The sequence below is a fragment of the Actinomyces sp. 432 genome (assembly GCF_009930875.1).
Taxonomy (GTDB): Bacteria; Actinomycetota; Actinomycetes; order Actinomycetales; family Actinomycetaceae; genus Actinomyces.
This window is the reverse complement of record NZ_CP025249.1, coordinates 408,679-435,645: the sequence shown is the minus strand read 5'-3', so window position 1 is coordinate 435,645 and position 26,967 is coordinate 408,679. Positions and strand designations below refer to the sequence as shown.

The following is a 26,967-nucleotide window of genomic DNA, read 5'->3' as shown; positions in this document are numbered from 1 at the left end:
ACTCGGGCGAGGCCCCGCCTCGCGAGCACGCGCCCGGGCGCACGGTCGCTACCCCGCGTACGGGCGCGTTAGCGCCCCGCCCTGTCCGGCCTCCCGCGGGGTGAGCAGGGCGAGCGCCCCCATGCCCGTGCAGGCCACGGCGACAGTTCCCACAGCCCCGGCCGCGTAGGCGATGAACGTGCCGGTACGGCCCAGGGCCTGAATGGTGGCGGGGGTGGGTGTTCCGCCTGCAGCCATGACGCCTTGCCAGTTGAGCACCGCCAGCACCAGGGCCGCGGCACCCGCGAGGATGCCGAGCCCGAGCAGGATGGCAGCGCCGGGCGTGCGTTGCCCGAGCGCGCGTCCCGGCATGCGGCGGCGAGGCGCCGGCGCCTGCGGGAGGACGGCCTGCGGGGGTAGGGGCTGTCCGGTTGCGGGTCCCCGCAGGGTGCTGGCCTGCTGGGTCCGGGCAGGCTCCGCTGTGGTCTCCTCCTCATCCGCCCAGGCGCCGCCGGCGACCGCCAGGGAGCCCCATGCGGTTGCCAGCAGCAGGGCGGCGATTACGTCTCCGGGGCGATGCCACTGGCACACGAGCGTCGAGTAGCCCATGGCGGCGGCCAGTAGGGCCCCCGCCCCGGCCGCGCCCGAGCGCCACTGAGGCCGGGTGACCAGGATGAGGGCGACCGCGGCGGAAGCCGCCACCGCGGTGTGCCCGGAGGGCAGGGTGTTCATACCGCCGAACCGCTGGGACAGCCCGTAGTCCGGGCGCCACAGGACCAGGTACTTCAGCACCTGGGTGGAGAGATTGATGGCGACGACGGCGGTCGCCGCCCACAGTGCCCTGCGCCTGCTGCCCCGCCATAGGGCTCCCACCAGTACTACCAGCACGAGCCCGATCGCTGCGGGGAGGGAGACTATGTGCAGCAGGCTGCGGGCGTGGTCGGAGACGAAGCGCGCCCCTATCAACGAGCCGGCGAAGGCCGCCTGCTCCATGGCCTGACCGGTCGGGTTCGCCACCGAGAGCCACCAGACCCCGATAACGCCCGCGAAGCAGCCGAGGGCGAGCACACCCGCAAGGAGCCGCAGCCGCCCGCCCTGGCGCGGGGCGGCGCCGGGGCGCCGGGCGCCGTCAGGGATGCTTTCCGGACGGAGATTGGGATTCGTCATTAGGCCCGGATGATACGGCTTTATCCTGCGTACCAGCTGAAGGCTTACGCTGATCCTTCATCGCCTCCAGGTAGGGGGACAGGAACTCGGTTAGATCCTCCGGAACCGTGCCCTCGCCTGTAGGTACGGAAGTGATGTCTCCGTGCGCCGCAGGCTCAGTCCGAGCCTCAGCACCCGCAACCTGCCTGCGCTTCGCGTGGCGCCACGCCGCACGCCCGGCGGATACTGCAAGAACTGAAAGGATCAAGACAACTGCCCCGATCAGCCATAGCATCCACGGTCGCATAGGTGCAGGCGTAGCCGCCGCCTTCTCTGCCGCCGCCTGCACCGGGTCCATCGGCACGCGCGTGCCAGTAACAAGCAAGCGGTGGGTGTTGATTCCGTAGGGGGTGCAGGTGATCAGAGTGACCAGGTCCTCCCCAGGGACCTTATTCAACGACTCAGTTTCAGTAGGCAGCACGACCCGGATGTCGTTGACCTCATACTTGAGCGTACGGCCGGCAACAGTGATGTAGAAGGCGTCTCCCTCCTCCAGCTCGGTTAGGTCATCAAAGAGGGTGGCTGACCCCAGACCGGTGTGGCCGGTGAGCACGGAGTGAGTGGAGGTACCGCCCACGGGCAGAGCAGTGCCGAAGAGATGGCCCACTCCGTGAGCGAGGGTATCGGCATCGGTGCCGTGGTAAATCGGCAGGTCCACGTGAATCTTGGGGATGACAATCTGGGCCATGACCTCGTCCAGGTCCAGCTCGGCCAGGTAGGCCTGGTACTGGGGGGTGTCGGGGCGCTGCTGGTCGAGCCAGGGGTCGAGGATCGGCGAGGAGGCGAGTTCCTGATTGTACGCATCTGCACTGGCCAGCTCGGCGGCAAGCACGTCAGGACTTACAGAGTCCATCTGTGCCTGGTACTGATCGGCGATCGCCTGCTGGCGGGCATTGTTGTGTTGTGTGGCCAGGACCGGATATGCCAGCACAAGGGCACCAGCCAGTGCCAAGATGAAGGGAAGCAGACTGATAAGGGAGTTACCGCGGTTGGCCGTTCCACTCGGGCGGCCGCCAGACTTCTCTGGGGGTTGGGCACCGCCACCTTGCGCACTGGCGGAGTATCCGGAGCTAGCGTCGTCCCGGGGCGGCGCATCCAAAAGATCTACGACTGTAGGCGTCTGGCCCATATTCTTCCTTATAACTCGCTTATGAATCGGCATGAGCCCGGAAACGCTGAGCCAAGAGCATGCCTCTATCAGCGCGGCGGCTCGCCACTCAACTCGGAATCCTATGGGACCGGGAGCGGCATTAGAAGATACGTCTTGGTGACGGCGGCGGCGTGTACGCCCGGAGTCATCCGATTCGTACACGCCGCCGCGCGTATTGGAGATGCGTTAGCGATCAGGCACTGCGCCTACGCGTTCGCTGCTCAGCCCTCGGCGCTGCGGCGCTTGTTGTACACCGCGAGCAGCACCGCACCAGCGACCAGCAGAATGCCGGCGACGGTTACGAACAGGATCCCGTTGGCACCGGTCAGCGGCAGGCGGAAGCCGGCGTTGGAGGGAACATCGGTGACCGTCACGTCCAGGGTGTAGGCCAGGACGTTCCCGTCCGCGTCAGTGTTGGCGATGACATTGGCCTTCAGCACCTGGAAGGTAATCACACCATTCTGGAGCTCGTAGCCCTCGGGTGCCTTGGTCTCCACCAGGCAGTACCAGTCCGGGCTGGCGACGTCGGCGTTGTTGATGAAGTCGTTCGTCTGGAGGCCGTCGATGGTCACGGTGCCGTCCGAGCCGGTAGTGAAGGTGGCAGTTTCGGCAGTGGCGGTGCCGCCAACTACCTCAGTTGCAGTCAGCGCGTCACCTTTAATGCCGGCGTCGGCGCGCTTGACCACGCCGCCCTGGGAGGCGCCGGTCGGCGTGCACTGGTAGACCTGGAACTGCGCACCGGCGTACTTCGCAGCCTCAGCGTTGTCGGTACCGGTCTTCGTGATCGCCACCTTGCCGAAGTAGGAGTTGACCTCGTCGCTGGGCTCACCGGGAACGTCGGGGGTCGGACGCTCGGGATCCCAGCTGGTCTGTGAGTCGTTGGGGATCAGGTAGGCCTCGTTGCTGATCGCGCTGGAGCCACTGCTGATCTCCTTAACGACGGCGTTGATGACCACCTGCACCTGGGTGCTGGCGTCACCGGCGTCGCGGGCCTCCGCAATCTTCTTGCGGCCGGCCTCGGTAAAGGTGACGGTCACGTAGGTCTTACCGTCCGCGCCGGCGGCGGAGACGATGCTGTAGTCCGTACCCTCAGCGAGGGACACCGCGCCCTCTCCAATCATGGAGACAGTCGTGTCCGAGTAGTCCAGACGGGGGTCAAGCGGGTCAACAATCTGGTAGTTCTTGATCGTGGCGCCACCGGCAACGTCAAGCTTGGGCACGTCCGCCTTGATCGTGTAGGTCACCGTGTCGCCAACCGACGGCGACGTGACATCGCTGACCTCCTTTTTGGAGTCAACGATAGAGTTCTTCGGGTAGACGTGGACGTCGTAGTTCCAAGCCGCCTGGTCGGTCGGGTCGGTCATCGGCAGGGTGACGATGAAGTCCTCCGCCGGGGTGACGTTCGCCGGGGTCGACGACTCTGAAACCAGGTAGGCACCCACCGGCAGGTCCGAGAACGTGGCCAGGCCAGAACCGTTGGTCGTGTCCGTGTAAACGGTGCTGGTCTTGTAGTCGGCAGCTGCCGCAGCGCTACCGTTCAGATCGGCGAGTGCCTGCCAGCCAGCCTGGGTGGTCAGATCGAAGTTGAGCTTGGTGACGGTGAAGGTGACGCCGGAGACCGGGTCGCCGGTGGCGCTGGAGTCCTCCAAGCCGTTGCCAGCGCTGGTGCCGTTGGACTCGGTCTGCGAGAGCTTGTGGATGGTCAGAGTCGACGTCGCATTGGCGTCAATCGTGGCCGTGTTGACCGTTTCGGTCGTGTCGGCGGCAATAATGGCCGACACCGGGGCAGCCGTGGCGACGGGCGCCGCGACCGCACCACCGATTGCAAGGGCCACCGCCGCGGCGAGGCCAGCGCAACGGCGCCTGGTGAGGGATGACATGGGTTCTCCTCGTTGATGTGGTTGTGGGTTACCCGGCTGCCCGGTTGGCCCCTGGCTGTTCCCGGCGGTTCAGGCCCTACGGGCCCGACGTCGAGAAGTCTGGGTGATGGTCAGGACCAGTGCCGCGGTGAGCAGCAGGCCGGCCCAGGCCACGTACACGCCGATTCCGCGGCCGCCCGACAGGGGCAGCGTGCCGGTCTCGACATCGTGAATGTTGATGCCGATGGCGGTGATGACGTTGCCGTCGGCGTCGGTGACGGCGGGGATCACTTTGATGGTGTCCGACGTCAGGTTGGTCTGCGCGAGCGTGATGGTGGTGTTGCCATCGGCGTCCACACTCAGGTGGAACTGGATGGGCCGCGGCAGCAGGCTGTGCCCGGCGGGCGCCTTGGTCTCAACCACCCAGTAGTCGCGGTTGATGGGCAATCCCGCGGAGGTGAACAGGGAGCCGTCCACCGGGTCCACGCTCACGCCGCCCGCGATCGGGGTGGCACCATCCGCGCTCGGGTCGACGTCGTAGATGTCGAACTCGGCGCCGGGCAGGTTAGTGGTGCCGTCCGCCTGCACCTGGGTGCCGGTCTTGCGCAGCGTGATGATGCGTTTGCCGGCATCCGGGGTGACCGGCTCGCACGCGGTGTTGTCCGAGCGCCCGGAGGCGTCGCGCCCGTCGGTCGGGTAGACCTCGTTGAACAGGCCGTGGCCGGGGGTGCGGGTGCCGTCCGCCTCCACGGAGCACTCCAGCAGCTCCTCCGAGTAGTCAGCGTTGCTCGGGTCCACGCTCACCGTGACGGTGATCGTGTACTGGGCCGTCTGCCCGGGTGCGATCACGTCGCCGTCGGTGACGGTGTAGTAGCCCTCCGCGTCGGGCTCGGCTGCGACCGGCTCCCCGCCGGGGGCGGTCACGGTCACGCGCTCGATATCCAGGCCGGGCGCGAAGTCCGGCTTGTCTCTCAGCAGCCCGGTGGACTGGGCCAGCTCGCCCTCGTTGGTCACCGTGATGGTGTAGGAGACGTCGAAGCTGGAGGTGGTTCCCACGCCGGTTGTGGCGACGGACTTGGATGTGGTCAGCCGGGGCGTGAGGTCCAGGCAGGCGGTGTTGTTGGCATCGCCGTCGGTGTCGCCCGTCATGGCGGTGGTGTTGACCAGGCCGGCGGGGGCGCCATCGGCGCGCTCGTGGCCGCACTGGTAGTCGGTGTCCTCGAAGTCCGCGGCGGCGGAGTCCACGGTGAAGCTCACCTGGACGGTGATCACGCGAGTGCCGCCACCGGTGACGGCACCGTCCTCACCGGCGGTACCGCCGGCCAGCACGGGGCCGGAGCCGGCCCGGGCCAGGGTGATGGGCCCGTCCAGCACGCCGTCGGTGATGCCGGGAATCCGGGCGTCCGCGGCGGTCTCCCCGTTCTCCAGTACGGCGACGCCGGTGATCTTGGCGGTCTGCGGCAGTGCCGGAGCGTCGGTGACGTCGGCGATGATCTGGCTGTCGGCCCGGGAGGTGTTCTCCACCGTCACCGTGTAGGTGGCGGTGTAGGTGTCCCCGTTGCGGACCACGTCAACGCCGTCCTTGCGTGCCGAGAACTTCGGGTTGGTGGGCACGTCGCCGCAGTCCTCGGCGGTGTCGGTGACCTCGCCAGAGGTGACGGTGGCGGTGTTGTGGATGGCGTTGCCGTCGGTGGCGGCCTGCGCGCTGCACTGGTCCGCCTCGACGCCGGGTACGCCGGTGTCCGGCGCGGTCACGTTCAGCACCACGGTGTAGGTGTGGGTGGCGCCGGCCGGCAGCGCCGCACCTTCGACCACGGTCACGGGCCCGGCCTCCTGGGTGAGCGCGTCCTCCAGGGCACCGCCGGTGACGGTGATGGAGTTCAGCGTGGTGCCCTCGGGGACGGTCGGGGTGTCCACCAGGTCATAGGTGAGGCCCTGCACCTGCGAGGGGTTGGTGACGCTCACCTCGTAGGTGACGTCCCAGGTCTCGCCGGTCCAGTTGCCGTCGGCGTCCAGGTGCTTGGTGGTGCCCGTGAAGGTCTTGTTCACGCCGGCGTGCGGGACGACGTCGTTGGTGACCGTGGCAGCCACGGCGGCGTCAGCCCCGGCGGGCAGGGTGAAGGTGACCGCTCCGGGGGTGGAGGTGTCGGCGTCAGCGCCCTCGACCGCGTAGGTCATGGGGTCGGTCCAGGTGAAGGAGCCGTCCGCGGGCGCGGCGAGGGCGTCGTCCCCGGGGGCCGCCTCGGTAAGGGTGCAGGTGGCGCCCACGGGCACGCCCTCCACGGCGACGGCAGTGCCGTCGGCGGGCAGGGTGAGGGTGCCGGTGAAGGTGTCCTGGCCGGCGGTGCAGGTGTAGTCCACCGTGTATCCCTCACCGGTGGCGCCGTCGGTGGCCCCGGAGATGGCCTTGTTGACGGTGAAGCCGGTGGCCAAGAGGCGCTGCGCGGCGGCATTGGTGACCTCCGCGGTGGAGGTGGCCTCCCGGGCGATGGTCTGCGCCTGGGTGACGGTGCCGTAGTCGCCGTCGAGCTCGGGGTCGGTCCACTGGTAGGACGGGTCGCCGACCACCGGGGTGGTCGGGCGGCCGGTCTCGGTGACCGTGCAGGCCGAGCCGACCAGGATCTGCGTGTAGTCGCCGGTCAGGGTGGCGCTGCCGCCGCCGGTGACCCGCCAGGTGCCCTCGTTGCCGGTGCCGTCAGGGGCGGTGCAGGACCAGGTGCCCGCGTAGGTGTTGGATTCGGCCGCGGTGACGCCGTCGAGCCCTTCGACGAGCTTGTTGATGGCCAGGGCGCCGTAGATGCGCTCGGTGGAGTTGGTTACCCGCAGCACCGGGTCGGAGTCCTGGGCAATGCCAGTCAGCGTGTTGCCGTCGGTGAAGGCCTGCCCATCGGCGGCGACATCGTAGACGGGGTTGTTCCACGCGTAGGAGACGTCCTTCAGCCCGGCGGTGTCGATGGGCGTGTCCTCGGTGAGGGTGCAGTCGGCGCCCGCGTACACGGTGGCGCCGGTGGCGCCGGTGGCGATAGTGGTGGCGCCGCCCGTGGCGGGCAGCTCCCAGCGTCCGCCGACCTCGCTGCCGTCCGCCTGGGTGCAGGACCATCCGCCGTGCACGGTGGCGCCGTCGTTCAGGGCGCCGTCGATGCCGGCGTAGGCCTTGGTGACGGTGAGCGGCTGGGCGGCGCGCTCGGCGTCGTTGGTGACGGTGAGCGTGTTCGCGGCGGCGTCCGCCCCGATGGTGACCGGGTCGGAGACGGTCGGCTCGGCCCAACGGTAGGAGATGTCCTTCAACTGGTCCTGGGTGGGAGCCTCCTCGGTGGCGGAGCAGACGGTGCCCAGCGGCAGGCCGTCCTCCGGCAGGCCGTCGATGGTGGCTGCGCCTGCGCCGTCGGCGGTCCAGGTCAGGCTCCAGTCCTGGCTGGTGCCCTGGGCGTCGTCGTAGTGGCAGGCGATGTCGCCGGAGAAGGAGTCGTCCACGACGACACCGTCGGACAGGCCATTCCCGTAGGCCTTGTTCAGGCTCAGGGAGGAGGTGACGCGCCGGATCGTGTTGGTGGCGGCCACCTCCACGGTCTCACCCTTGGTGACGGTGACCTCGTCGGGGAAGACCGTGACCATGTCCCAGGCGTAGGAGGAGTCCTTGAGCTGGTCCTGGGTGGGTGTGACCTCACTGATGACGCAGGTCCAGCCGGCCGGGATCTCCCGGTCGAAGGCGACGCCGGTATCGCCGTCCGCCACGGTGGCGGTGGCGGTGAGCTCCCCGTCCACGCCGGGTGCGGTGCAGGTGGCGTTCAGGGTGAAGGTCTGGCTGTCCTTAAGCCCGTTCGTCTCCCCGCTGACCGTCTTCGCAGCGGTCAGGGAACCCATGTCGCGGTTCACGGTGTTAGTGACCGTCATGGTGGCGGTCCCGTCCGCCGTCACGGTGGCGGCGTCGTGGGTGGGCTCGCCCCAGGAGAAGGAGGGGTCGGTGTCCGGGGCGCCGGAGGCGTCCAGGTCCTCGGTGGGCGTGCAGGTGGAGTCGACGAACGGGGCCTGGCCGCCGTCGTAGGTGATGGCGGCCTTGCCGGCGCCTTCCACGCTCCAGGTGCCGGTCACGTCGGCGTCACCCTCATGGGTGCAGGTGAAGGTGCCGGAGTAGGTGTTGTCGGCGCCGAACTGGGTGGCCAGCTCGCCGGAGAGCACCTTGCTCAGGTTCACGTCGGCGCGCACGCGCTCAATGGTGTTGGTGACGGTGACGGTGCCGGAGGAGGCGTCCTCGCTGGTGACGGTGACCGGGTCGGTGATGGTGGGCGCGCCCCAGGCGTAGGAGCCGTCTGCCAGGCCGCCGCTGATGGTGCCCTCGGTGACCGTGCAGGTCTGGCCGAGCGGGATGTCGCTGACCGTAATGGTCTCGCCGTCGGCGAGGGACCCGGAGTAGGCCTGGGCGCCGTCGCAGGTGACGGTGATGGGGAAGAGCTTCTCCCCGGCGCCGGTGAAGCCATTCGTCTTTATGCTGTCGCTGCCGTCAGCCACGGTCTTGGTGACCTGGATGGAGCCGTAGCGCTCACTCATGGTGTTGGTGGCGGCCACGGCCACGCCCGCGTCCTCGCCGCCGGGCATGGTGAAGGTGATGCTCGCGCCGTCCGCGGACACACTCGCCCCACTCGACGGCGTGGCGGTCATGGATGTGCCGTCTCCGTCCCAGCGGTAGGGGTCGATGGCGGCGGGGAGGGCGTCCGTGTTCTCAGTGACCGTGCAGGACGAGCCCTCGGGGATGCCGGTGATGGGCTCGGTTACCTGGCCGGCCCGCACGGTGGCGGTGCCGCTGATGGCCTCGCCGCTGAGCGGCGTGCAGGTGTAGTTGAAGGTGAAGTCGGTGTCCTGGAAGCCGGCGCCGGCCTCGGCGCCCTCCACGCTCTTGGTGATGGTCAGCCCGCCGGTGGTGCGGGCGACGACGTTGGTGACGTCCACGTTGCCGGTGCGGGTGTCCGGGTCAATTGTGACCGGGCCGGAGGTGGCGCCGGCGGTGGAGAACACGTAGGAGGAGTCGGCGGCGCTGGGGGCGCCGGGATCGTCCTCGGTGACCGTGCAGGTGGAGCCCAGCAGCACGGCGGCGCTGGTTCCGTTAGCGGTGGCGGGCCCGGAGGTGACGTTCAGCGTGGCGGCGCCGGAGCCGGTCACCGACCAGGTGCCGGTGGCGTCGTCGTCGCCGGGGTGCGTGCAGGTCCAGGTGCCGGTGTAGGTGTTGTCGGCGCCCTGGCCGTCCAGGTCGGTCAGCTGCTTGGTGATGGTGAAGTCACCGTAGTCGCGCTGCCAGGTGTTGGTGACGGTGACCTGCTCGGTGCGGTCGCCCTGGACGGTGACGGTCTGGTCATCGGGGCCGGCGTTCCACTTGTAGGAGGCGTCGGTCAGGCCCTCGGAGCCGGTGGGCGCGGTCTCGCTGACGGTGCAGTTAGCGCCGGCGGCAATGTACGGCGTGGTGCCGGTGGCGGTGGAGCCGGTGGCCGACAGGTCAAAGGTGCCGGTGTAGTTCTCGGTCTCGCCCTGGGCGGGTGCGTCACAGGTGACGGTGACCGGGAAGGTCGTGCCCGCGGTCACGGGGCCGGCATCGGGCTCGACGTTCTTGGTGACAGCCACCTTGCCCCAGGCGGCCTCGGTGGGGTTGACGACGGTGACAGTCTTGCCGCCGTCGGCCGCGCTGACCATGGTGCCCTCGGCGGCGTCGAGGCCCTCGTAGCTGGGGGCGCCCCAGTCGTAGGCGTCGGCGAGCAGGTCCTCGTTCAGGGAGGCGGCGGGCTCGGAGACGGTGCACAGGGCGCCGCGGGGTACCTGCACGGTGCTGGTGGCGCCGTTGGCGACGTTCACTGTGCCGGCGTAGTCGGCACCGCAGTCGTAGTCGATGGCGAAGGTGGCGTCACCGCCGTTGTAGCCCTCGCCGTCCACGCGCTTGGCGAGCTTCAGGTCGACCAGCACGCGCTTGTAGGTGTTGGTGACGGTAATGGAGTCGGAAGAGTCCTTGCCGGCAGTGACGCTGGAGTTGTCGAAGCTGCCCGCGCCCGTCCACTCGTAGGAGGAGTCCTTGAAGTCGCCGTCCGCGGTCTCGGGGGCGGCCTCGGAGAAGGAGCAGTTGGTACCCGCGGGGACGGTGAGCGTCGCGGGGGTTCCGGTGGAGACGTCCAGCGTGCCGGAGCCGCCGTCGCCGTCGCAGGTGTAGGACACCGCGAAGGTGCGGTCTGGCGAGCCGGTCCAGCCGCCCGCGGCGGTCTCGTCTTCCGGCTCGACGACCTTGTTGACGTTGATGGTGCCGGTGTTGCGGACGATGGTGTTGGTGACGTTCACCTGGCCCGCGGCCGGGGCGGTGGGAACCACGACCGACGAGTTGTCGATGCGGGGGGTGGTCCACTCGTAGGAGTCGTCCTTGAGGTCGCCGCTGGGGGCGTCCTCGGTGATGGCGCAGCTGGCACCCACGGGCAGGCCGGAGATGACGGCGGGCTTGGAAGTGGTGGCGGACCAGGTGCCGGTGAAGTCCCGGCCGTTGGCGCTGCCGCAGTCGTAGGTGCCCGTGAAGGTCTTGTCCTGATCGGTCAGGCCGCCGTCGGGATCGGAGACGGCCTTGTTGATCTGGATGGAGCCGGTCTTGAAGGTGTTGGTGACGGTGCAGGTGACACGCTGGTTGGGAGCGAGGGTGACCTGGGAGTCGGTGACGGAGACGGCGTCGCCGTTCTGGTTCACGCATTGCCAGTCTCCCTGCTGGGAGAAGCCCTCGACGTTGCCGGTGGTGGCCTCAGACAGGGTGTAGGTGCCCGAGCGGGTCCACTGGCCGGTCACGGAATCCTCGCCGGACAGGCCGGAGATGGTCCGGTAGGGGAAGGCGGCGCCCTCCTCGGAGGTCTGGGTGGGGGTGGCCGTCAGGGTCCAGTTCTTCTCACTGACGGCGGGGAAGGTCATGCCGTCGATTTCCTTGACCAGGGTGAGCTGGGAGCGGCCGACGTACTCGTTGTGCCAGGTACAGGTGATGGCGGTGTTCCTCTGGTCCTGAGCCAATTGAGTGCTGTCCAGGTCCAGGGTGTTTGTTGCTCGGTCGAGGGCGACGTCAGTGAAGACCCCGCCATCCCGGTGCAGCAATACTCCGTCCTCAGTCCGGCACTCAACACCGGCCAGCTGCCAGCCCGAGGAAGTTTGCGTAACCGGGTTGGTTATGTTCTCCCTGACTGCTGCCTCGTCATCCGGGGCTAGCAACTCATAGGTGCGCGGATCCGTAACGGTACCAGCGACACCCCAGCCGGTGGGAGTTAGGGAGTTGATGTCACCCCACTCCGGGAGCGCCACCGACCCTGCGGCGGAGGCATTCTCGAAGTCGAAAGTAGGTATCTCATTGATTGAACCCTCAAGCGAAGGATCGGTGGTGACGTACTTGGCGAAGGTGACTGCTCGGGCCTGCTCCATAGAGCCGTACAGGCAGCCGAAAGTCTCCTCACCCTCCTTGGTTACGAAAGTACGCTCAACCGGCTTCCCCGCCAGATCAGTGGAGCAAACCGAGTTATCGCCATTATTGACAAATCCCCACAGCTTAAGCTTATAGGTGATGCCGTCCACAGTGTATCCGTAGGAGCCTGGGAGGGCGGAGTTCACCTCCAGTACATCATCCTCGCAGGAGCGGCCAAACTCGTCATAGATAGCGGCCCCGCTGTCACCTCGCGCGGATTCGTCACCGTCGACAAAAGAGACGAGGCTACCAGTGCGATTGTATGCATAGTGAAAGTCAGAGTACCAGTACCAGTCATTGCCATACCATGCACCGGTTGCCCGAGGACCGATCTTACCATTCTTGTCATATGCATAGGCGCCGCTACCGTCAGCGACATAGCGCCCCTCGGCGTCGAAGGTGGAGCGGCAGGTGTTATTGGTCTCAGTCAGCGTCCAGGGGAAGGTTGACTTAACTTCGCCGAGCTGGATTTCCATCACGCCGTCGACAACGGTGACCGGACGACCACCGATTCCGATCACCGGGTTGTTGCCGTGCCGCATGGTGGCCACCAGGAAGGGAGTGCCGGCAGGGACGCTATCCGTCCTCTCAGGCCGCAGCCCAACGGTACTCTGTAGATCGGCTGAGTACGTTGGTGGGCAGCTATTATATTGCTTATACCCGTAGCCGAAAGAGGCAAACTCGCCGCTAGATGAGGTTACACTCCCGGTGGAGTAACCAGCACCCTGCGGCGAGTACCTCACACAGGATTTCTCGTACGCCTCCGCGGGTGTCGGGTAGACACTTGTCCGCACGTCACGCTGGACGGCCGTAGCCTGGCCTAGGACAATATCAGCCTCAGCGGCCCGGGCAGTCGGCTGGACTGGCAGTACTACGCCGCCAATGAAGGCGCTGGCGAACATTGCCAGCACTGTGAGCACCGCGGCGGACTTAAAGCGATAAGGCGCTCGCCTCGAACGGAGGGGTGCGGCGTGACGCATTGACGGCTTCTCCATGTATAAACGACCGATAGAGGAAGATTCGCGAGCAACATTGGTCTCGCAGGTCATACACAGTACCCGGCCCAGGCTCCGTCTGACGCACGATTGACTGTCTATGCAGCAACATTTCAAGCACAATCTACACTTCAGCCTGGCAAGCACAACGGTCTGGTGACGATCTGCCTCCAGTTCCATAGACACATCGTCGGCAGACTGCGCCACCCTCGTTGCGGGATGCGACGAGTTGCCACAAGGACGTTGGACGACCACCCCGGAACTCAGGATTACGCACCACGTCGCCCGGCGGCGGCCCCCATCCGCCTGCTGACCCACTACCGGAGCGGCCAATTTCTGAAGCACGCGCTCAACGACGACCCTGAAGGCGGTTCAGACGGATCGTCCAGCAAGGGGACGTAGCAGATGTCAGGGGAAACCAGACCGCCCCGGGGTCCGCGTGGCGGGGCGTAGTGCGGGGCATCCGTGCGCTGGCTCGACGGCTCATCCGCTCTGGACTACAAACCGCCCCCTCCTACAACAGGTCGCGGGGCAGACGCGCCGAACCGCGTGCCTTATAGGGAGCCATCGACACAACTACCTGACTAGCTGCCGCCTAGACACAGCAGATGCGACCCATCCCGGCTTCGGGACGCCCTCTCGCTAGGAACCCATAGGCGATTGTGACGGTCCGGGGCAACCGCCACACACATCAGGCGCAGCCCGGCACTCACATGATTACAACGTTTCATTCACGTCCGTCAACGCATCGGGCTCATTTGCCACCACTGCCGACAACCCCGACCTCCGTCCACAGCGGCATACCTTCCGACAGCAAGCCTGGCAGCGGTCGGCATATCGGCAGGCAGACGACCTCGGCGACGCCAGAGTTGACCGCCACCTCCACCGGTCAGAAGAACGATTCGACCGGAATCGGCGTCCCAACCGCGCGTACGAGCGTTGCCCGGGGCTTGATACACCGTCGGATACCGGGAGACCGACTCGACCATGCTGGCCCCGTTCCCCCACCCCCTCGTCACAGGGTCTTGAGACCGGGCGGCCCCCGAGGATGCAGAATCAGCGGTGACCAGGGTCAGCGACTCGGTTATCGTCTGCGCAGCATCATGCAGTCGCAGGGATCGCGATGCGCCCGCTCCAACTAGACACTCAGCCAGGCGTACTGCCAGGCCGTTGCTAGCACCCCCATACCAAGCCTCGCGGCGTCTCCTTCAAACACGTCAAGCCAGGGCCCCGCGCCGAGCAGCTTGCCTATGCGGTACTTGATGAACAGCTTCCAGGAACTCGTCGCCGAACCCGAACTCGCGCTCTCCGTTAGCGATTGAGACCAGTCGTGCAACAGTTCGTGACCCGCGGGCGATGTTCACCGTGGCACCGCCTTCCACCTCCGCCAGCAGCGCCGACAGACGGGTTACGCCTGCTGAACCTTCACCGTTGCTCATGCTTACAAGCGTCCCCCGCCTGGCTTGGTTGGTCCAACCATCCAGACCAGCTCCTTATCTGGACCGGGCCGTGCACCGGCCGCGATTCGCCTGTACGCCGAGCCAGCGGCACGCATGCGGTACCCGCCATGAACGGACTACCGCGCGTCACATCCGTGCGATGATGGCAGTGCCTCCACGGCGCAACCCCGGATCAACGCAGAAGTCTCTGCCGGGGAGTGTGCACCGAGAGGAGGTGAGCTCTGGGCATGTCGAAGAACCGGAAGCGCCGACGCCACCAGGCCAAGGCGCCCAAGGGGTTGAAGAGCAAGCAAAAGGCCCAGATCTGGCGGACTGTAGTCGAAAGCATTCCGCCGATGATCTGGGCCCTTGCGGCTCTGCTCAGCGTCCTGCTAGGCCGCTGAGATCAACATCCCGGATGTCTCCGGGGAGTCGGGCGGTCCCGCCCGCTCGGCTCCCCACCATTATGAGGACACAGTCGCACGATCGGCAAGCCCACGACGAGACTCATCTCAGGTGTCCGCAAAAGTGGTTCGGTGCCTCATCTGGAATCGCCCGACCCCCAAAGCAGCAGTCCGTCGGCCAGCAGGCTGCGCGCGCCGGCCGCCATGCGTGTCTTGAGGGCCTCGGCGTCGGCATCGGTAAGCGCCGCCACGGCGGTGGCGATCTGCCTCACGCTCAGCTCGCCGTCGGCCACCTCCACCAGTGCCGCCAGCGCGGTATCGGCCCGTACCGTCCGGGCAAAGCCACCGCCCTGACGCAGCAGGATCACGCTGGGCTCGCTGCTGCCGGGACGCAGGTGGCGCTCCTCGGTGACGTCGGGGGCGACTACGGGGTGCAGCTCCATGACCTCCGCGTCGCTCATGGCGGCAAGGAGGCTGCGTGAGCGCACCACCTGGGCCACGTGCGGCCCCAGCGGTGCGCTCGGCCGCGTGCCGATCTCCTCCAGCACCCGCCAGGGCGCCCCGCCCGCGTCACCGTCACCGGGACGGTGCAGTACTACATAGCCGAAGCCGATTCCCTGAACCCCCCGGGCGGCGAAGTCGTCAATCCACGCACCCAGGGCGGCCTCGAAGCCGGGCCGGTCGCGCTCGGGGGTGGTGCCACCGTCGCGCAGCCACATGGTGGCGTACTCGACCGGGTCCTGCACCTCCCGCTCAATCACCCAGGCGTCGATGCCATCGGGCAGCCAGCCCTCCACGCGCTCACGCCAGTCCTGACCATCGTGGTGCTCCCAGTTCCCGAGCATGACTGCCGTGCCGCCGGGACTCATATGAGCTCCTAGTGCTGGCAGTAGCACGGGCAGGACCGGGCCACCGGCGTCGCGGTACTCCATGAGCGGCAGGCCTGCATCCCGGACAGCGGGCGGGGTGATGACGAAGGGCGGGTTGGTGGCGATCAAGTCGAAGGTGTCCCCGGTGACTGGCTCGAGGAATGATCCGTGCCGCAGCTCCAAGCGCTCGGGGTCGGTGCCGGCCAGGGCGGCATTGAAGGCGGTGAAGGCCAGCGCCCGTGCGGAGATGTCAGTGGCGACGACGCGCTCCGCGTGCCGCAGCAGGTACAGGGTCTGGATACCACAGCCGCAGCCCAGGTCCAGGGCCCTGGTGACGGGTGTGCGCGGAGTCAGGGATGCCAGGGTCAGCCCGGCGCCGCCAATGCCCAGGACGTGATCGGGGGCGAGTTGTCCCTGTGACACCAGCTCACCCACGTCGGAGGCGACCCACCAGCGCACTTCGCCAACGTCGTCGCGCGCCTCGTGGGGTCGCAGGTCTACAACCGCCCACACGCGCTCGTTCTGCGCCGCCGTACCACCCCCGGTCTGCGCCGGGTTGCCGCCCAGGGGCTCCCCTCCCCCTGCCTGGGGGTCGGCGCCGACGACGAGTCCGATAGCGCGGGCACCGGCGGCACCGGTACGCGGCAGGGCGGCATCCAGCTCGGCCGCGTAGACCGGCTCCCCCAGCATGAACAGTGCGGTGAGCACTGCCACGGGGACGGTGCTGGTCTCCGCCTCGGTACCTGCGCGTGCGTCATTGAGCACTTGCCGCACGCGCCGTAGAGCGGGGTAGCGCTGTTCCCGGCGCAGTGCCGCATCGGCCGCAGGGCCGAGCAGCCGTGCGACGGCGTCAACGCCCCAGCCGGAGTCCTCCAGGTCTGCGCGCAAGGCCGCCGCCTGCGCCCTGGTGGCCACGGGCGGTGGGGCGGGGGTAAGCACTGGCGGTGGGGCGGGGGTAAGCACTGGCGGTGGGGCGGAGGTAAGCACTGGCGGCGGGGTGGGGGTAAGCACCGGCGGTGGGGTGGGGGACGCCTCCCGTTGCGTGGGCTCTGGCGCGGCAGGCTGGGCGGGTGCGGCGTCGGTCATGGGGTGACCGTACCGCGCAGCGCCCCGCCGCCCGGGCTCAGCCGGCGAACATGTCCATACCTACACTCATCACCACCGGGACGATGCCCAAAATGATGAAGGCAGGCAGGAAGCAGGTCCCCAGTGGCAGCACCAGCCGGACCGCCAGCCGCTCGGCGGCCTCCTCGTCCGCCGCCTGCCGGCCGGCCCGCAATGACGCTGCCGTGCCGGCCAGCAGCGGCGCAGGCGAGGCGCCGTCCTCCCAACCGGGCCGCAGGCACGCCTCGAGCCGGGTGTGGCGCCGGTTCGCCGCCCGGCCCCACCAGTGCCGGCGTGCACGCCTGCGCTGTGCGCCCTCGCCTTCGTCCTCCGCCTCACGCCCGGCGCGCCACGCCTCCTGCCAGTCGGCTCCCAGCAGCAGGGCTCTCCCAACCACGCTCAGCTCCTCATCATCCAGTGCCTGCCCCAGCGCCTGCAGCGCTCCGGGCACCGACGCCCCGGCCGCGAGCGCCGCCCCGGCCAGGTCGAGCACCAGTGCCTCGTCCACGCCGTCCGTGGCGGTGGCCGCCGCGGTGACGAGTCGCGTGGTCAGCCAGTGCCCGACTCCCATCAGAATCACGCCGACCACCCCCAGGGTGCTGCCCAAACCGCCGTCTAGCAGGATCTGCCCGGGTGGGCGCCGATAGCGGTGCCGAGCAGCAGTCCCACCGGAGGAAGCAGGGCGAGCAGCCGGGCGGTTGAGCGCGGCCCGGACAGGGCGGTACGGCGCGAGTCATCCGCACGCCCGGATTCCGCTACTCCTCCGGCCACCGCCTCCAGTACCCCTGCCAGTGGGGCGCCGAGTGCCGTGGTCAGGCGGCAGGCGGCTACCGCCCCGGGGACGGCGGCCGCGGTGAGGCGACGGCGTGCGCTGCGGGCGCGGCGCCCCGGCAGCGGCGGGCGCCAGCGCCAGCGTCCCTCGTGCCGGTGGGGCAGCCAGCTGTCGGGTGGCTCCCGGGCCAGGGCGAGGAGTGCGGGTGGCACGCCGTCGTCGTCGGGCTCAGTGCCCTCCTCCACCCCGGCGCGTTGCAGGGCTCGTGCCCAGGCGCGCTGCGGGGTGGCGCCTGCGCGCAGGAGGGTGGACACCTCTGTCAGCACCAGGCTGAGGTCTAGGTCATGCGCCCTGGAGCGGGTGGGGCGGGCCAGTCGCCCGGCGTGGTTGGCGCCCAGGGCGGCCGGGGGCTCGCGGCGGGCCGGCAGCAGGATCACGGCGGCGGCCAGTGCCACCAGCAGCCCGGCCAGTACTTGCGCGCCGCTCATCGTCGGCTCCTGCGCGGGCGCGCCTGCGCGGGTGCCGCGTCGGCACCGACCACAGCCGTGGGGCCCGGCGCCGCTGGTGGCCGCGGGACTACCCCCGAGCCCAGTGCAGCGGCCACGGGTGCCTCCCCGATGCGCTGCGCTAGGCGGTCCACGCCGGGACCGGCTGTCACCTGGCCGTTGGAGCCTATGACGAGTGCGTCCCGGCAGCGCATCCGGTCCCCGGCCCGTTCCAGCACACCGATCGCGGTGACCAGGCGCAGTGAGGTCGTGCCCGGGCGGGCCTGCCGGCGCAGGTGGACGACGGCGTCGAGCGCACTGACGGCTTGCGCGGCCACGGCACCCTCATCCAGGCCGGCCAGGGCGCCGAGCGCGGTAAGGCGGGCGGGGACGTCGGCGGGCGAGTTGGCGTGCAGGGTGGCCCAGCCGCCCTCGTGACCGGTGTTCAGGGCGGTCAGTACGTCGCGGACCTCCGGGCCGCGGCACTCGCCGAGGACGATACGGTCCGGGCGCATGCGCAGGGCTGTGCGCACGAGTGTGGTCATGGGGACGGCCCCGACTCCCTGGACGTTCTCCCCACGCTCCTGCAGGTGGATGACGTGCGGGTGGTCGGGGCGCAGTTCACTGGCCTCCTCAATGCATACGATCCGCTCGTCGGCCGGTACCAGCCCCAGCAGGGCGGCCAGCAGGGTGGTCTTGCCGGTGCCGGTGGCGCCGGTGACCAGGCAGTTGGCCCGGCGTGCCACCAGGGCGGTGAGGACCGCGTCCAGCCCGGGGGCGATCGTGCCCGCGGCGGCCAGCTCGGGGACGGTGTAGGCGCGGCGCCGCTTGGTGCGCAGGCAGATGAGAGTGCCGTCGGCGCTCAGCGGTGGCAGGACCGCGTTCAGGCGGGTGCCGTCGGGCAGGGTGACGTCCACGATCGGGCTGGCATCGTCCAGGCGGCGGCCACAGGCTGCGGCCATGCGCACCGCCAGTGCCCGCACCTGGTCCTCGGGCAGCCGGGCCTCGGCTACCGCTTCGAGCCCCCGCCCGCGGTCAATCCACGTACGGCCGGCGCCTACGAGCACGTCGGTGACGCCGTCGAGCTCCAGCAGCGGCTGCAGCACAGGGCCAGCGCCCGCGACGTCGGCGCGCACCTGCCGGGTGAGGCGTGCCAGGCCGCCCGCACCGGTGGTCGGGGCGGCGCCGGAGCCGAGTGCGGCGTCAAGGCTGGCTCCGCGGGCGAGGGCACCGCGGACCCGGGACAGCTCCTCGTCAGCCCGGCCGGGTTCAGCCGCATCCGCGGAACGGCCGGCTGGAGCGGGGACGGCTACCATTGCGCGTCCTCGGGCGGGTTGTGGGCCAGGTCCAGTAGCCGATCGGCGACTGCCCGCGCCTGGGAGCGCAGGGCGCCGCGACCGCGGGTCGGGTCATCGCCGCGGGCGATGCGCTGGGCGACGGCGCGCTCATGCGGGATGATGGCGGCGATCTCGGTGCGGGTCATGAGCGCGAGCTCGTCGGGCGTGACGTCTTCGCCGGTCTTGCGTACCACCGTGTACACCTTGGTGGGCGTGCCCGGTGCCGGGCCGGGGGCGAGCGTTTGTGGGCCGCCGAGCCCGGCCTGCTCCGCGCGCTCTTGCCCCAGCGCCTTCAGCCGCGCAGCGAGTGCCTCTGCGGCTACCGCCGAGCGCAGGTCCAGTCCGGACATGAGCAGGATGGTGGCGTCCGCAGGCGGGAGGCCGCCGCGGGGGAGGTCGATCATCACCAGGTCGTGCTCGGCGCGCAGCGCGTCCACGGCGGGCCGCAGCTGCTCATGCCCACTGGCACCGCCCCGGCCGTCGCCGGTCAGCACGGGCATGCCCAGCCACTCCGGTAGGGCGGTTACGAGTCTCTCCGGGCGGAAAGCGACTTCGTTGGCGGGCAGGTCTGCCCAGCGCAGCCCGGGCAGCACGCCGTCTCCCATGAGCAGGCCCAGGCTGCCGGCGGGGTCGGCGTCTACGATCGCGACTCGTTTCCCGCGGGCGTGGCAGGCGCGTGCCAGGTGGAGGAGGAATGTGCTGACGCCGAGTCCGCCGCGGGCGCCGGTCGCGGCGACAACTCGGGCCCGTGGCGGGTGCTGGGCGGTGAGCAGCAGAGCTATCAGGTGGTCGGCGCCGTCCGGTTCACAGCAGCGATTCAGGTCGGCGGGCATGACCCCCGGTTCGGTGGGGGGCGGGGCCAGGCCCTCCGGGGCGACCAGCACGACGGCCGTTACCGCGGGTTCGGCGAGCAGCTTTTGCGCCGCGGCGCCCGGGGCTTCGCGGGGATCGGCCAGCACCGGCGCCACTCCGGTGCAGGCCTGCACAACCTCCGCGGGAAATGCCTCCGGTATCCGGTCCATGGGTGCGGCGGCCGCCTGGGCGACGTCGAAGACACCGGGGGTGACCAGGAGTACCCGCACATTGGGGGCGAGTGGTGCGGTAGCGGCGTCCATATGGCTCTCCTTGAGGGCTCCGGCCCGCGGCGTGGTGCCCGGGCGGTCCCGAACAGGGTGCCGCCTTGCGCGCCCCTCCCGCTCGGCGCCTGTGGATGGGCCCGCCAGCGGCTGCTCTCAAGGGTGCCTGGGGACAGCGGAGGGCTGAGTGTGCGTGGAGGCCACCGCGGGCTCAGGCGATGTGCCCCGGTAGCAGCGCGCCTCGTCGCCGCACTGCCCGCGGCCGCACGGCCCGTAGCAGCACAACCGGCCCCGGCGGGATCAGGCTCAGCGCAGCTCAGTGGTTCCAGCCAGGATGGCGTTGCAGATGCTGTGCGCCTCCTGAATGCCCACCAGGATCGCTTCCGCCTGCCACACGATCCACGCGATCACGCCGTCGGGCTGGCCGGATGCGTAGGCCGCGGCCGCATCGGCGTAGGCGCCGGGAGCGCGCCCGGCGTACTGGTCGGTGACAGCCACCCCGGTGGGCTCCAGGCCGTCGCGAGTAATCAGGTGGTGCACCAGCAGTCGGCCGACAGCGGCGTTGCCGGCGGCGAAGGGGCGGATCGCGATCATTTCCGCGTGGACGATGGCGGCACGTACAAGTGCCGGGGCTCCGGGGGTGTCTATGAGCTCGAGCAGTGCGTCGAGCCGGGCACGCAGCGCCTCGCCGTCGGGGGTGGTGCCGGGTCCGCCCTCAAGCGGGGCCGTGCCCGGACGGCGCGGGACCGCGACGGCGTTCAGGGGTATGCGCCCGGAGGCGGCCAGTGGTCCGGCCACGTCGCGGTGGAGTGTTGCCAGTAAGGTGCGGGGACTGGGCTGGGCGGGGCGGGTGCTTCCGCGCAGATCGGGCATCCATTCGTCCAGCCGCACGCCGGCGCGCCATAGTCCGGCTGCGGCGTCAAGCGACGGGTCCCCGGTGGTGGCCTCGGTCAGGGACCGGTCGGCGACGGCCTCACGTAGTACCCCGGTGGGCAGGACCGCACCCTCAACTGCGGCTGAGGCGATGGCACTCCGGATGGCGGACTCGGCCCGGGCCTCCCGCCAGCGACGGCGCAGCGCCTGGTGCCAGCGCAGCTCGGTGGAGGCCTCGCGCAGGGCCTCCTCGGCGCGCTTGACGCGGTCGTCGGCTGCGAGGGCCTCCAGCGCCCGGGCGACAGGGCTGGGGCGGGCCGGGCGCATGGCACTGCTGGGGCGGGCCGGGCGCGTAACACTGCTGGGGCGGGCGTCGGCGGGCGGAGAGGTGTTGCTGCATGGCCGGGCGGCGTCGTCCGCGTCGTGTCCCCGTTCGGGACTCCCTCCGGCAGGCGGGCCGATCGACACTCCCATGCTGACCACGGGGCCACTGTATGCGTGCGGGCCGAGCCCGCCACAAGCCGACGCGCAACCGCGAGCCCCGGGCCACGAGCCTGCGAAGGCAGCCAGCACCACGCCCGCCGCCGACAGTATCCCGCCCGCCCCGACAACTCGACTGCCAAGTTGTATTCGGACTAGGTGGTGGTGCCCGTGGGCTTGTGCTCGTCGTCCTCTGCATGTTGGCGGTTCGGCACTTCGCATGACGGTTCGTACCTTTGCGCCGACGGTTCGTACCTTTCGGTGACGATACGTACCCCTACGGTACTGTGTTGTCTCATGACTTCTGGGACTGTTGGATCTCATGACATCTGGGAGTGTCAGAAGTCGTGAGATTCTGGGAGGCCCTGGGTGGGGTTGGGTTGGGGGATGGGCTATGCAGTTTCGCCGTTCAAGCGTCAGCGCATCATTGAGTTCGACTCGCGGGTTGCGGGTGTGAGCGTGGAGGAGTTCTGCCGGCAGGTGGGGGTCTCGAAGTCCTCGTTCTACCGGATCCGTAAGCGGGCCAAGCAGGAGGGGCCGGGGGCGGCGCTGGTCGCCCGTTCCAGGGCGCCGCTGCACCCGGCGCGCCGTTGGGATGAGCGGGTTGATGAGCGTATCGCCCAGGTACGCCGGGAGCTGGTTGCCGACGGGAAGGATGCGGGTCCGTGGTCGGTGTGGTGGGTGCTGTCCGGGGCGGGGGCAAACCCGGCCCCGTCGCGGGCGACTATTGCCAGGCGCATGCGGGCCATGGGGCTGGTGGTCCCGGCGCCACGCAAGCGCCCGCGGGTGTCTTTCAAGCGGTTCACGCGTACCAGCGCTAACGAGCTGTGGCAGCTGGACGGTATCGAGTGGAGTATCCAGGGGCGTGCGGTGACCATCTACCAGGTCATCGATGACTGCTCCAGGGTGCTGGTGGCGCTCAAGGCGGCCTGGGGCGGGGAGACGCATGAGGCCACACGCCAGATCCTGTCCGAGGCGTTCGACTCCTGGGGGCGGCCCGCAGCCATCCTGACCGACAACGGCAGGGCCTTCAACACTCACCGCACCACCGGATTCGGGCGGACAGAGAGGTGGCTGGCCAGCCTGGGGATCCGTCCGATCAGCGGCGCCATCGGTCACCCACAGACCCAGGGCAAGGTCGAAAGCTCCCATAAGCCCCTCCAGCTGTGGCTGGCAGCGCACCCCTACACCACCCTGGAGGACCTAAACGCCGGACTGGTGCACTTCACCGCCTACTACAACACCGAGCGCCAGCACCAGGGGCTGGGAATATCCATAACCCCCATACGCGTGTGGCACCAGGTCCCCCGGGCCCTGCCCAATCCCTCCCCAATCAACCTTGACGCGCTATCCGGGCCGGTGCCGCTGAGCCTGCCGCAGGCTGCCAGCACCGACCCCACCATCACCAGCAGACAGTCCCTGAGCAACGGGACCGTGACCTACAAAGGCCGCATCATCTACGTCGGATCCTTCATGGCCGGCCAGACAATCGAGTTCCGCCAGTACCCCACCCGCCTGGACCTCTACGACCAGGCCGGAACACACTTCGCCGCGATCCCCTGGCCCCAGCCCACCCAGGCCCAGACCCACAGCCGGGCCACCATCAACGCTTCCAAACCACCCAACAGAATCATCAGCAGGCCACCCCGCTCACCCCGCTCCCAACCGTCCCAAAACCCATGAGACTCAACCGTCCCAGAAGTCATGAGACTCAACCGTCCCAGAAGTGTGGAGACAGCACAGTACCCCTACGGTACGAACCGTCACCACCAGGTACGAATCGTCGACCGGAACGTACGAACCGTCACCACCAGGTACGAACCGTCAACCAGTGCCCGCGAACCGCCGGCCAGAACATACGAACCGCCGCGACAGCACAGCCCCAAACACGAACCGTCAGGAGGCGGGCGCACACACGTCGGAAGTCGAGCCCCATGTATCCCCCTTTTTAGCAGCGTCAGGGCAGTACGCACAGCGCTCGACTACCGTCCGTCACTTCGCGATGAACACCTCCCTCCCGCTCTCGATGGCCTTCTCGGCCTTGATGGTCCCGGTGATCTCCTCCCCTTCAACCGTCAGCACGCCATTGGCATAGCTGTGGGGCGCGCCCATAAGGGGAATGGTCAGCACCTCCCGGTCCGTGCCGGTGAAGGTCGGCACCCCGAGCACCTGCAAGTTGTGTCCCTCGACGTCGAGCACCAGGATGGTAGTGGTGAGCACCACCTTGTCCTTGTAGGCGAAGGAGCCCCCGTACCCGATCTCCCCGTACTCGTGCACACGCAAGTAGGCCACGGAGGTGTCCGCCTCGGCGGCGTCGATTTTCCTGATGTCCGGGCCGGTGTACTCCTCGGACTCCTTGATCAGTTCATCTACCTTGCCGCTAACCACGGGATCGACGTCCTCGGGCACGGGGCTCACGTCTTCCAGGAGCAACTCGGTGAGCGTCTTGCCGCCGGCGTAGAAGCCGCTCTTCCAGCCCGGCCCGGTGGCGTCCAGCAGCACCCCGGTGACGAAGCCGAAGGCGTAGGACTCCACGTCAACCGACACATCCAGCGACTCCTCCTGCAGCAGCGGGGCCTGCCGCGCCTGCAACTGCTCCGCGGACTGGTCCGCCTGGATGGACAGGGCCATGTACTCCACATACCGGGCCACGCCCTCGGCGATGTCGTAGTGGTGGATGTCCTGCGCCTCCTGGGCGAACTCCGACTTCCAGGTGTCCAGCCAGTGGCGGGCGTGTCCCAGGTGCTCGGCGCGCTTGCCAGGATCGGTGGCGGCCAGGCGCAGGCGGTCCAGCAGCATGCGCCGCAGTGTGCGCGGACGGGCCTGGTACGGGTAGGGAGTGTCCCGACTGCTTGAGGCAGAGACGTTGATCTCGCCCTGATAGTAGAAGTGCACCAGCTCGTGGGTCATCAGGGCGAAGGCGAAGGTGGCCGGGTCAGTCAGATCCGCGGTGGGGGCGGACGAACCGGTCGCGGCGATCGAGGGCGTGGCGTTCCCGCTCGCCGTCGTCTCCTCACCGTGCCCCGGGCCATTGCTGGCCGCCGCGGCCTGCCCCAGGTTGAGGGTGATCGACGGCTGCCCCTCGAACTCCACCTTGCCGTATGAGGACGGCGGTTCAATGTCCGCAAACTCGGCGGCCTTGAGCTCCCGGTGCCCCGCGGTGGAAATCACCCAGGCCCGGGTGGCCTTGAACTGTTCATCCACCTGCAGGGCGATGATCCGGTGCCGGGTGTAGTCAACCCCGGGCCACACCGGCCCCATGAGCGGCCAGGCGCGCGTAACCCAGTTGGCGATGCCCTCCACCATCGTCTCGTACTGCTCGGCGGACAACGACGGCGTGCCGGTCAGTGAGGCCAGGGGGTTCTGCGCCCCCGCGCCAGGATCGGGAGCGGACGGGCTCGGCGTCGTCGTCCTGCTTCCCGCACCCGGTGAGCCGGCGCAGGCGGCCAGGGGCAGCAGGAGGGCCGCACCCATGGCGGCGACGGCGGAACGACGTGACAGGGACCATGCGGTCGGATCGGTTTTAGTCATTTTCTGGCTCGCTTTCATTCTGGATTCAGGCTGCATGCGTTTGCCCACCCGGGGCGGGCCAGGGGTCTTCCCGTGCCCGCCTTGCGGCGTGTACGCCCTCAGTACTGCTGCACCTGCTCGGCACAGGTCAGGTCCTTGTGCGGCAGCTCCCCGCGCAGCAGGTAGGCGTCGATTGCGTTGTCCACGCATTCGCCCTTGCGCATATAGGCGCCGTGCCCGTTGCCCTGGACGGTCAGCAGGCGGGCGGAGTCGAGCTGCTTGACCAGGGCCTGGGACCACTGGTACGGGGTTGCCGGGTCGCCGGTTATGCCGACGACGAGTATCGGCGCGGCCCCCGTTGCGCGGATCTGTCCGGGCTGGTGATCGGTGTGATGCCCCCAGCCCTGGCAGAACGCATCCGCGTACCCGAGGCCCTCGCCCAGGATGGGTGCCACCCGCTTGATCTCCTCTGCCTGGGCGTCCCATTGCGGCTCATCGCCCCGCACCGGGTAGTCCAGGCAGTCGACGGCGCTGATGGCGTACTGGTTCGCTGCCTCCCGCGCCTGCTTTTGAGCCAGTTCCGCGGGGTCTGCCTCCGCATCGACCAGATCCGGGTTTGCGATCACTGCCAGCGCGGTGCCGTCACCGTTGTTGATCGCCGGGGTGAGGGCCGCGGTGAGAAGGTCCCAGGCGCTGTTGTCATACATCAGGTCCACCAGCGTGCTGGTCAGCGTCTCCCCGTCCACGTCCTCACCCACGGTGCTGGGCAGGGGCGTGGCGGTGGCCCGCTGGATCAGCTGCCCGATCTGCTCCACACCCGAGGCGACGCCGCCGGTGAGCGGGCAGTCCGTGCCGGCCTGACAGTGCTCCACATAGGCGTGCAGGCTCTTTTCAATGGCCTCGGCCTGCTGCACGACGTTGTCGGCGTTCTCCTGCGCGGGGTCCTGGGCGCTGTCCAGCACCATGCGCCCGACGTTCTCCGGGAACAGCTCGGCGTAGCGGGCCCCCAAGTAGGTGCCGTAGGAGGTGCCGAGGTAGTGCAGGCGATTGTCGCCCGAGAGCGCTCGTAGCACGTCCAGGTCGCGCGCCACTGAGGCGGTGTCCATGTGATCGATGATCTCGGGGACGGGTGAGTACTGCTCGCACCTGGCGGCCAGCTCCGCGGCCGCCTGCTCGGAGTCCTGCGCGCTCTCGGCCGCCATTTCCTCCTGCGCGGTGTCCTCCTGGGGCTGTGCGGCCGGGGTCGGCTCACCGGCCTCAAGGGCGCCGCGCGCCGCCTCCTCGATCTCCTGCGGGCTCAGGCAGGTCAGGGGGGTTGACTCGCCCACACCGCGCGGGTCGAAGCCCAGGATGTCGTAGCCGGCTCGCAGCGCGTCGGAGAACACGCCCTCCTGCGACACGTACTCCAATCCGCTGCCTCCGGGACCGCCCGGATTGGTCAGCAGCGTGCCAATCGGGTTTCCTGAGGTTGAGGGCAGCTTCTTCACCGCCAGGCTGATCGTCTTCCCTGCGGGAGCGTCATAGTCCAGGGGCACCTTCACGGTGGCGCACTGGAAGGCGGCGTCGTCGTCGCAGCTGTGCCAATCGGGCTTCTGCCCGTAAAAGGCCTCCAGTCCCGCGGGCACGGGCGGACTGTCCGACGCATCAACCGGAACGGGGGCCGTCCGGCCTCCCGACGGCGCCGAATCCGCGCCGCCGACGGCGCATGCCGACGCGAGCAGGCAGGCGGCAGCCACGGCCGCCAGTGGAACGACAGCCCTATTGTGAATCATTTTCGTTCTCATGAACTAAAAGGTAGATGGCGTCGGCACCCACCGAATCCGCCCGCTGACCGATACGCACCCGGCGCGCGCTCATCCAGCGGTATGAGCGCCCCTCCTCCCGCCCGCGGCAGGGCCAGCCGGCCGGGTCGGCACCCGGGCGACGGCGCCCGGCCCGCCCGCGGCCCGGCGGGGCCCCTGCGGGCC

General features: G+C 69.0%; 14 protein-coding genes. 1 reads left to right on the top strand and 13 read right to left on the bottom strand.

The features are described from left to right. Positions 1 to 48: 48 nt before the first annotated feature. The 11 genes from CWT12_RS01825 to CWT12_RS01785 form a co-directional block, all read right to left on the bottom strand. Positions 49 to 1,146, bottom strand: coding sequence for a phosphatase PAP2 family protein (locus CWT12_RS01825; protein ID WP_161923473.1), 1,098 nt, complete (start codon positions 1,144 to 1,146; stop codon positions 49 to 51). After that, positions 1,109 to 2,137, bottom strand: coding sequence for a class C sortase (locus CWT12_RS01820; protein WP_237564252.1), 1,029 nt, complete (start codon positions 2,135 to 2,137; stop codon positions 1,109 to 1,111). Before CWT12_RS01820 ends, CWT12_RS01825 begins: the two co-directional genes overlap by 38 nt. A gap of 419 nt (positions 2,138 to 2,556) precedes the next feature. Then, on the bottom strand, positions 2,557 to 4,215 hold the full coding sequence (locus tag CWT12_RS01815) for a SpaH/EbpB family LPXTG-anchored major pilin (RefSeq protein ID WP_161923471.1): 1,659 nt from the start codon (positions 4,213 to 4,215) through the stop codon (positions 2,557 to 2,559). Positions 4,216 to 4,284: 69 nt separating this feature from the next. Then, positions 4,285 to 12,198 (bottom strand): DUF5979 domain-containing protein, encoded by a 7,914-nt coding sequence (locus tag CWT12_RS01810; protein ID WP_161923470.1) that lies wholly within the window; start codon positions 12,196 to 12,198, stop codon positions 4,285 to 4,287. A 1,670-nt stretch (positions 12,199 to 13,868) separates the two neighbouring features. After that, complete coding sequence (locus tag CWT12_RS13335; RefSeq protein ID WP_202616357.1) at positions 13,869 to 14,090, bottom strand: type II toxin-antitoxin system Phd/YefM family antitoxin; 222 nt, start codon at positions 14,088 to 14,090, stop codon at positions 13,869 to 13,871. A 541-nt stretch (positions 14,091 to 14,631) separates the two neighbouring features. Then, a complete protein-coding gene (locus tag CWT12_RS01805; protein ID WP_161923469.1) occupies positions 14,632 to 16,449 on the bottom strand; it encodes a DUF7059 domain-containing protein in 1,818 nt (605 codons plus the stop codon). A 37-nt stretch (positions 16,450 to 16,486) separates the two neighbouring features. Beyond that, positions 16,487 to 17,038: a type II secretion protein F gene (locus tag CWT12_RS13685; RefSeq protein ID WP_237564350.1), complete on the bottom strand. Its 552-nt coding sequence runs from the start codon at positions 17,036 to 17,038 to the stop codon at positions 16,487 to 16,489. A gap of 44 nt (positions 17,039 to 17,082) precedes the next feature. Continuing rightward, complete coding sequence (locus CWT12_RS13680) at positions 17,083 to 17,727, bottom strand: hypothetical protein (protein WP_237564251.1); 645 nt, start codon at positions 17,725 to 17,727, stop codon at positions 17,083 to 17,085. Next, positions 17,724 to 19,040, bottom strand: coding sequence for a TadA family conjugal transfer-associated ATPase (locus CWT12_RS01795; RefSeq protein ID WP_161923468.1), 1,317 nt, complete (start codon positions 19,038 to 19,040; stop codon positions 17,724 to 17,726). The genes CWT12_RS13680 and CWT12_RS01795 overlap by 4 nt, the downstream gene beginning before the upstream one ends. Beyond that, positions 19,034 to 20,176 carry a cellulose synthase operon protein YhjQ/BcsQ gene (locus CWT12_RS01790; protein ID WP_237564250.1) on the bottom strand — a complete coding sequence of 381 codons (1,143 nt, stop codon included), beginning with the start codon at positions 20,174 to 20,176 and terminating at the stop codon, positions 19,034 to 19,036. Before CWT12_RS01790 ends, CWT12_RS01795 begins: the two co-directional genes overlap by 7 nt. A gap of 267 nt (positions 20,177 to 20,443) precedes the next feature. Next, the gene (locus tag CWT12_RS01785) at positions 20,444 to 21,484 is read right to left on the bottom strand and encodes a Fic family protein (protein ID WP_161925235.1); all 1,041 of its coding nucleotides are present in this window, start codon (positions 21,482 to 21,484) and stop codon (positions 20,444 to 20,446) included. Positions 21,485 to 21,877: 393 nt separating this feature from the next. Here CWT12_RS01785 and CWT12_RS01780 point away from each other — a divergent pair, with 393 nt between their 5' ends. Further along, positions 21,878 to 23,173, top strand: coding sequence for a DDE-type integrase/transposase/recombinase (locus CWT12_RS01780; protein WP_161923422.1), 1,296 nt, complete (start codon positions 21,878 to 21,880; stop codon positions 23,171 to 23,173). 309 nt (positions 23,174 to 23,482) lie between these two features. On the opposite strand, the gene CWT12_RS01775 is transcribed toward CWT12_RS01780, so the two are convergent. After that, positions 23,483 to 25,021 (bottom strand): hypothetical protein, encoded by a 1,539-nt coding sequence (locus tag CWT12_RS01775; RefSeq protein WP_161923467.1) that lies wholly within the window; start codon positions 25,019 to 25,021, stop codon positions 23,483 to 23,485. A gap of 98 nt (positions 25,022 to 25,119) precedes the next feature. Next, a complete protein-coding gene (locus CWT12_RS01770) occupies positions 25,120 to 26,625 on the bottom strand; it encodes an alpha/beta hydrolase (protein ID WP_237564248.1) in 1,506 nt (501 codons plus the stop codon). Positions 26,626 to 26,967 lie beyond the last annotated feature (342 nt).